The following is a 7369-nucleotide window of genomic DNA, read 5'->3' on the forward strand; positions in this document are numbered from 1 at the left end:
GAGGAATAAGCGGCATGGCTTCCAATATTTCGTTGACGGGCCTTGCCCGGGATCTCGAGGAACGCGGCAAGTCCGGCAAGCCCATCCGCATCGGCCTAATCGGCTCAGGCGAAATGGGAACCGACATCGTTACCCGCGTCGCCCATATGTCCGGCATCGAGATCGGCGCCATTTCCGAACTCAACCTGCCGGCGGCCAGCAAGGCCGTCGATATCGCCTTCCAGGAAACCGGCCATGCGCGGGAAGTGTCGAACGCGTCGGCCATGACCGCTGCCATGGAAGCGGGCAAGATCGCCGTCACCAACGATTCCAGCCTTGTCATCGGCAATGACCTCATCGACGTCGTGATCGACGCGACCGGCGTTCCGGCCGTCGGCGCCGAGATCGGCCTGCGCGCCATGGAGCATGGCAAGCACCTGGTGATGATGAATGTCGAGGCGGACGTCACCATCGGCGCCTATCTCAAGGCCGAGGCCGACCGGCTTGGCGTCACCTATTCCCTGGGCGCCGGCGACGAGCCGTCTTCCTGCATGGAGCTGATCGAGTTCGTCTCCGCTATGGGCCACCCGATCGTTGCCGCGGGCAAGGGCAAGAACAACCCGCTCAACATCGACGCCACGCCTCCGGACTATGAGGAGGAGGCGAAGCGCCGGCACATGAATGTGCGCATGCTGGTCGAATTCGTCGATGGTTCGAAGACAATGGTCGAGATGGCGGCGATCGCCAACGCGACTGGGCTGGTTCCCGACAAGCCCGGGATGCACGGCCCGGCGGCCACGCTCGGCGAATTGTCGAAGGTGCTGGTGCCTGAGAAGGACGGCGGCGTGCTGTCGAAGGTCGGCGTCGTCGACTATTCGATCGGCAAGGGCGTCGCGCCGGGCGTCTTCGTCGTGGCCGACATGTCGCATCCGCGCATCTCGGAGCGCATGGAAGACCTGAAGATGGGCAAGGGCCCGTATTTCACCTTCCATCGCCCCTATCACCTGACCTCGCTGGAAGTGCCGCTGACCTGCGCCCGCGTCGTGCTCTACGGCAAGGCCGACATGGTGCCGCTGGCAAAGCCCGTGGCCGAGGTCTGCGCGGTCGCCAAGAAGGACCTGAAGCCCGGCGACAAGCTCGATGCCATCGGCGAATATTGCTACCGCGCCTGGATCATGACGGCGCCGGAAGCCCATGCGGCGCGCGCGATCCCCTGCGGCCTGCTGCAGGGCGGCTCCGTGACGGCGCCCATCAAGAAGGGCGAGCTCATCACCTATGCCAATGCCGCGCCCGCGCCGGGCTCGAAGATCGCCGATCTGCGCGCCCGCCAGGACAAGCTCGTCTACGGAACCGTGGAGGCGTGATCATGGCCGGAGCCAGCAAAGCCGTCGTGGATAGCCGGGCCAACCTGCCTTTCGTCTATCGCCAGTACCGTCCAGAGCAACTGAGACAGGTGCTTCACAAGATGTACCTCATCCGCCGCTTCGAAGAGGGCGCGGAAGAGTGCTACATGCGCGGCCTCATCCACGGCACCATGCACCTGTCGATCGGGCAGGAAGCGAGCGCCATGGGCATCTGCATGCCGCTCGCCGAGGATGACCAGATCACCTCGACGCATCGCGGCCACGGCCATTGCATCGCCAAGGGCGCGGAGGTCAGCCGCATGTTCGCCGAGTTCTTCGGCAAGACCACCGGCTATTGCAAGGGCAGGGGCGGCTCCATGCACATCGCCGATGTCGCCAAGGGCAATCTCGGCGCCAATGGGATCGTTGCCGGCGGCATTCCGATTGCCGTGGGCGCAGCGCTTTCATCCAAGAGGATGAAGACCGGCAAGGTGGTCGTCTCCTTCTTCGGCGACGGCGCCAACAATGAGGGCGCCTTCCACGAGGCCTTGAACATGGCGGCGATCTGGAAGCTGCCGGTGATCTTCGTGTGCGAGAACAATGGCTACGGCATGTCGACCTCGACGGCGCGCTCGACCGCGGTGAAGAACATCGCCGAACGAGCGGCCGCCTATTCGATGCCGGGCGTCATCGTCAACGGCAACATCTTCTCCGAGGTGGCCGAGGCGTCCTTCAACGCGGTCGAGCGGGCGCGCGCCGGCGAGGGGCCGACGCTGATCGAGTCCAAGACCTACCGTCATCGCGGCCATTCCAAGAGCGATCGCAACCGCTATCGCACGAAGGAAGAGATCGAGGACTGGATGGCGAACCGCGATCCGATCACGCTGTTCGAGACGGAGCTGCGCGATTTCGGTTTCATCGACGACCAGGGCATTGAGGCGATCCGCGACGCGGTCGCCAAGGAGATCGCCGACGGCATCGAGTTCGCCAAGGCGAGCCCGGCGCCCGAGATCGCCACCCTCGAAAACTATGTTTACACGGAGCAAGCGTGATGGACGCCGCGGTGCGTGAACTGAGCTACGCCCAGGCGATCCAGGAAGCCATGGCGATCGCCATGGACATGGACGAGCGCGTCTTCCTGATGGGCGAGGATATCGGCGTTTATGGCGGCGCCTTCCAGGTGACCGGCGACCTCGTCGAACGGTACGGCACCGACCGGGTGATCGACACGCCGATTTCCGAACTGGGCGGTGCAGGCGTCGCGGTTGGCGCGGCCGTCACCGGCATGCGGCCGATCTTCGAATTCCAGTTCTCGGATTTCGCCACGCTCGGCATGGAGCAGATCGTCAACCAGGCGGCCAAGATGCGCTTCATGCTGGGCGGCGAGGTCTCGGTGCCGGTTGTGATGCGTTTCCCTGCCGGCTCCGGCACGGGTGCAGCCGCCCAACACAGCCAGAGCCTGGAAGCCTGGCTCGGCCATGTGCCTGGCCTGAAGGTGATCCAGCCGGCGACGCCGCACGATGCCAAGGGCATGCTGCTGGCCGCCGTTGCCGATCCGGATCCGGTGATGATCTTCGAGCACAAGCTGCTCTACAAGATGAAGGGCCATGTGCCGGAAGGCCACTATACCGTTCCGATCGGCAAGGCCGAGATCCGCCGCGAAGGTCGCGACCTCACCATCGTCGCCACGTCGATCATGGTGCAGAAGGCGCTTGACGCTGCTGCCGCGCTGGAAGGCGAAGGCATCGACATCGAGGTGGTCGACTTGCGCACCATCCGCCCGATCGACAGGCAGACCATCATCGACAGCGTGAAGAAAACCTCGCGCCTGCTTTGCGTCTACGAAGCGGTGAAGACGCTCGGCATCGGCGCGGAAGTAAGCGCGCTAGTCGCCGAAAGCGAGGCCTTCGATTATCTCGATGCGCCGATCGTGCGCCTGGGCGGCGCCGAGACGCCGATCCCTTACAATCCGGACCTGGAAAAGGCCACCGTGCCGCAGGTTCCCGACATCATCGCCGCAGCGCGCGACCTCGTGAAAGGGGTCCGCTGAGCGATGCCGACAGAAGTCATTCTTCCCAAGGTCGACATGGACATGGCGACCGGCCAGATCTCGCGCTGGTTCGCCGAGGAGGGCGCTCGCGTCAAGAAGGGTGACGTGCTCTTCGAGATCGAGACCGACAAGGCGGCGATGGAGATCGACGCGCCGGCCAGCGGCACGCTTCGCAACGTCACTGGCAAGGAGCGCGTCGACATTCCCGTCGGTGAGCCCGTCGCCTGGATCTATGCCGACGATGAAGTGTATTCGGCTGAGACGCCGCAGAACAAGGCGCCAATCTCCCCCCTCGTGGGCGAGATGTCGGCGCAGCCGACAGGTGCGGGCGTTGTCCCGCCAACCTCTCATTCCGTCCGGCCCCCCTCAGACCTGCCGGCCGTCTCCCCCACAAGGGGGGAGATCAGCCAATCGCAGGGGCCCGCCCGAGCCACGCCTTTGGCTCGACGCTTGGCCCGTGAGGCAAATCTGGACCTCTCGGCCATGGCAGGCAGCGGCCCGCGCGGCCGTGTCGTGCGCGCCGACGTCGAGGCCGCGGTCGCAGCGAAAGGCACGGCCACCCTCGCTAAGCCGGCCGCCGAGATTCCGGCCGAAGTCCCGTTCGCCCCGGCGCCGGCACCCAAGCCGATGTCGGACGACCAGGTGCTGAAGCTGTTCGCCGAAGGCTCCTACGAGCTCGTTCAGCATGACAACATGCGCAAGACCATCGCGCGCCGCCTGGTCGAGGCGAAGTCCACCATCCCGCATTTCTATCTGACGCTGGACTGCGAGCTCGACGCGCTTCTGGCGTTGCGCACGCAGTTGAATGCCTCAGCACCCATGAGGGAGACCGACAAGGGCGAGGTTCCGGCCTACAAGCTCTCGGTCAATGACATGGTGATCAAGGCGATGGCGATGGCGCTGATGGCGGTGCCGGATGCGAACGCCTCCTGGACCGAGAACGCCATGGTCAAGCACAAGCACGCCGATGTCGGCGTCGCCGTGTCGATCCCCGGCGGCCTGATCACGCCGATCATCCGGCATGCCGATGAAAAGACGCTGTCGGTGATCTCCAACGAGATGAAGGATTTGGCCAGCCGTGCCAGGAGCCGCAAGCTGAAGCCGGAAGAGTATCAGGGCGGCACGACGGCGGTGTCCAATCTCGGCATGTTCGGCATCAAGGACTTTGCCGCCGTCATCAACCCGCCGCATGCGACGATCCTGGCGGTCGGCGCGGGCGAGGAGCGTGCGGTGGTGAAGAAGGGTGAGATCAAGATTGCCACGGTGATGTCAGTGACGCTTTCGACCGACCACCGCGCGGTCGACGGCGCGCTCGGCGCCGAACTGCTCGGCGCCTTCAAGCGCATGATCGAAAACCCGATGGGCATGCTGGTGTAAGCCAATTCCTGCAGGCCTTTGATCCGGCTTGATCTTACGCTACGGGGCCCTCCGATCACCGACTTGCCAGGCCGGCAGCTCGCGCAAATCCCGGCCCGGTGCTTGAAGCCGCCGCCATTTCGTTCCACATCGGGCGCAATGAACGGCAAGATGCGGGAATGGTTTCGGAATTGGCGATGGGCCTTGGCCGCATCGCTGTTCCTGCATGTCCTGATTGCAGCGTTCCTGTTCTTTGGCCTGCCGAGGCCCGAGCAACAGCCGGACCAGCAGGAACAGCCGGTCAACGTCGCGATCGTGCCGCCGCCGGAACAGCCAAAGCCGAAGCCTGCTCCGAAGCCGCCGGAGCCGAAACCTGAACAGAAGGTCGAAAAGCCGCCTGAGCAGCCGGCTCCGAAGCCACCGGCTCCGCAGCCGCCGAAGCCGCAGGACATCCCGGTTCTGAAGCGCGTTTTCCAGTACGGCGAGAAGGATACCGGCCCGGAGAAATCTCTGAACGGGGGCAGCGCTCCGGCCAATGCGCCATCGCCGACCCAGAATGAGCCCGCGAAGCCGCCGGTCGCGCCGAAGCCCGCGCCCGGCCAGCCCGCTTCGCCTGCAACGCCCGAGCAGCAGGCTGACGCCAATAAGCCTCAAGAGAAACCGGCAACCGCCGCGACGGAGGAAAAACCCGCTCAAAGCGAGGAGAAGCAGGCGACGGAGGATGCTGACAAACAGCAGCAGGACAAGCAGGAAACAGCTCCGGAAACCGCCGAAAAGCCTGCGGCCGTGCCGTTAAAGCCATTGACGGCCGAGTCAGGCGACAAGCCCGCGCCTCCATCCATGGCCGAAAAGGCAAAACCTTCCAAGGCGATGAAGTTCAAATCCGCAAGAGCCTTGAGAGCGCCAAGCGGGAACCCGGCAAGGTCGAACTCCGCCGACAGCGCGGCTGCGGGAGCGCCGATCTATTCCGGCCTGCCGGGCGTCAGGAAACTTTACTCGCCGGGTGCGACCGGCAATATGCAGGCTACGAGCTCGATGGAGAACGTGCCGCGCGATCAGCGCATAGCCAATCTTTGCGCCAACGTCCTGAACCAGGAACTGCAAAGTGCCGACTACGCGCCGAAATGGCTGCCGACCATCCCCCTGAAGCAGGGCAATGTTCTCAACCCTCCGCAGGCCGCCTTCAGCACGACAACCCAATGGTACGATCTGAGCTTCCGCTGCGAGGTCGACGCCGATGCGACGAGGGTCCTATCCTTCAACTTCCGTGTAGGGGGATTGGTCCCGCCGGGGGACTGGACCCGGCGTCGCTTCCCCAGTCTCCGCTAGATTAGGCCGGGACACCAAGCTCCGCCAATTGCCGGGCAACCTCGTGCCAGTCGGCGCAGACAAAATCGGCGCCGGCGGCTTTCAGCCGCGCGCCGTGCTCGGGATAGGTGTGACCGCCGCCGGTATAGCCGATCGCGATCATGCCGGCAGCCACCGCGCCCTGAACGCCGAAGGGCGAATCCTCTACCACGATACAGTCGGTCGGCTTCGCACCCATCTTCTCGGCGGCGTAGAGGAAGATGTCCGGCGCCGGCTTACCGTTCTTCACCATCGAGGAGGAAAAGATCGCCTCGCCGAAGAAGCGCGACAATCCCGTGACCGACAGGCTGTGGTTGATACGCTCGACCGAGGACGACGAGGCGACGCAACGGTTTCCGGCAAGCGCGCTGAGGAATGGCGCGATCCCCGGCGTCGGCTTCAACTCCTCGGAGAAGAGCAGCTTGGTCTCGGCCCAGATGTCGCCATCGGCCGCCGGGGGGAACTGGTGGCCGGTCAGTTCCTTGATCTTCACGATGATGTCGGCCTGCTTCATGCCGATGCATTGCGCGATGATGCCGCCATGCACGCCCGGCATGCCGTGCTTCTCGTAGACGCGCTCGTAAGCCTTGGCGGCGAGCGGCTCGCTGTCGACGAGAACGCCGTCGCAGTCGAAAATCATAAGTCTGGTTTGCGCCACGCGCTTCTCCCGGCCTCTGTGCCAATGCGCACATCGCTATCGATAAAAAGTCAGATGTTCAATAGCGGGTGATTACGTCTCCAGCGGCTCAAAGCTGGCGCAACGCCTCGCTGACCGGCGAGGATCCGAGCGCGCGCTGCATGGCCTGGCGCGACTGGGCGCGGTCGGGTGTGATCCAGTTGGGCTCGGCGCCGAGGAACCGATCGAGGAAGGCCACGGCATAAGCGGGCATTTCCGATGCGTTCTCGCGGTAGGACCACCAGGTGCGCAGATCGTCGGCGCATTTATCGATGCTGGGCGCGTTGCCGAATTCCTGCTCGTGCACGGCCAGGATCGCCGACACGCAGTAGTTGGTATAAAGGAAACCTTCCGGCCAGAAGCGCACGATTTCCGCCGTGCCGGCATTTGCCTCGGTCTCGACCATTTCCTTCAGACCTGAGGCCTCCCGCGCCGGCGCCTGCCGGATCAGCTCACGCAGCACCAGCCCGGCGGCGAAGACGATGAAGTCCGCGCGGTCGACCGCCGCAAATCGCTTCTGCGCTTCCATGACTTCGATCCAGTCGAGGAAGGCGCGCGTCAGCTTGGCCTCGTCGATCTCGAAGCGCACGCCGAACGTTTCCGACACCACCCTCGCGC

General features: G+C 64.5%; 7 protein-coding genes. 5 read left to right on the forward strand and 2 right to left on the reverse strand.

Going from position 1 to position 7369, the window contains the following annotated elements; translation table 11 throughout:
• Positions 1 to 14 precede the first annotated feature (14 nt).
• From EOA24_RS21385 to EOA24_RS21405, 5 genes are all read left to right on the forward strand, one after another.
• A complete protein-coding gene (locus EOA24_RS21385) occupies positions 15 to 1343 on the forward strand; it encodes an NAD(P)H-dependent oxidoreductase (protein WP_126082921.1) in 1329 nt (442 codons plus the stop codon).
• A 2-nt stretch (positions 1344 to 1345) separates the two neighbouring features.
• Positions 1346 to 2374: a thiamine pyrophosphate-dependent dehydrogenase E1 component subunit alpha gene (locus EOA24_RS21390; RefSeq protein WP_126082920.1), complete on the forward strand. Its 1029-nt coding sequence runs from the start codon at positions 1346 to 1348 to the stop codon at positions 2372 to 2374.
• Positions 2374 to 3372 (forward strand): alpha-ketoacid dehydrogenase subunit beta, encoded by a 999-nt coding sequence (locus EOA24_RS21395; protein WP_126082919.1) that lies wholly within the window; start codon positions 2374 to 2376, stop codon positions 3370 to 3372. Before EOA24_RS21390 ends, EOA24_RS21395 begins: the two co-directional genes overlap by 1 nt.
• A gap of 3 nt (positions 3373 to 3375) precedes the next feature.
• Positions 3376 to 4749: a pyruvate dehydrogenase complex dihydrolipoamide acetyltransferase gene (locus EOA24_RS21400; protein WP_127410043.1), complete on the forward strand. Its 1374-nt coding sequence runs from the start codon at positions 3376 to 3378 to the stop codon at positions 4747 to 4749.
• A 138-nt stretch (positions 4750 to 4887) separates the two neighbouring features.
• Positions 4888 to 6057 (forward strand): DUF930 domain-containing protein, encoded by a 1170-nt coding sequence (locus tag EOA24_RS21405; RefSeq protein WP_126082917.1) that lies wholly within the window; start codon positions 4888 to 4890, stop codon positions 6055 to 6057.
• Position 6058: 1 nt separating this feature from the next.
• On the opposite strand, the gene EOA24_RS21410 is transcribed toward EOA24_RS21405, so the two are convergent.
• Positions 6059 to 6733 carry an HAD family phosphatase gene (locus EOA24_RS21410; RefSeq protein WP_126082916.1) on the reverse strand — a complete coding sequence of 225 codons (675 nt, stop codon included), beginning with the start codon at positions 6731 to 6733 and terminating at the stop codon, positions 6059 to 6061.
• A gap of 88 nt (positions 6734 to 6821) precedes the next feature.
• The coding region (locus tag EOA24_RS21415) for a hypothetical protein (protein WP_127410044.1) at positions 6822 to 7369 on the reverse strand (548 nt) is incomplete at its 5' end.

It is taken from the genome of Mesorhizobium sp. M2A.F.Ca.ET.039.01.1.1 (genome assembly GCF_003998035.1).
Classification (GTDB): domain Bacteria; phylum Pseudomonadota; class Alphaproteobacteria; order Rhizobiales; family Rhizobiaceae; genus Mesorhizobium.

What these genes read in the sequence shown, in the direction of transcription:
- EOA24_RS21385 (WP_126082921.1), top strand. Translation starts at nt 15, where the DNA reads ATGGCTTCCAATATTTCGTTGACGGGCCTTGCCCGGGATCTCGAGGAA.
- EOA24_RS21390 (WP_126082920.1), top strand. Translation starts at nt 1,346, where the DNA reads ATGGCCGGAGCCAGCAAAGCCGTCGTGGATAGCCGGGCCAACCTGCCT.
- EOA24_RS21395 (WP_126082919.1), top strand. Translation starts at nt 2,374, where the DNA reads ATGGACGCCGCGGTGCGTGAACTGAGCTACGCCCAGGCGATCCAGGAA.
- EOA24_RS21400 (WP_127410043.1), top strand. Translation starts at nt 3,376, where the DNA reads ATGCCGACAGAAGTCATTCTTCCCAAGGTCGACATGGACATGGCGACC.
- EOA24_RS21405 (WP_126082917.1), top strand. Translation starts at nt 4,888, where the DNA reads ATGAACGGCAAGATGCGGGAATGGTTTCGGAATTGGCGATGGGCCTTG.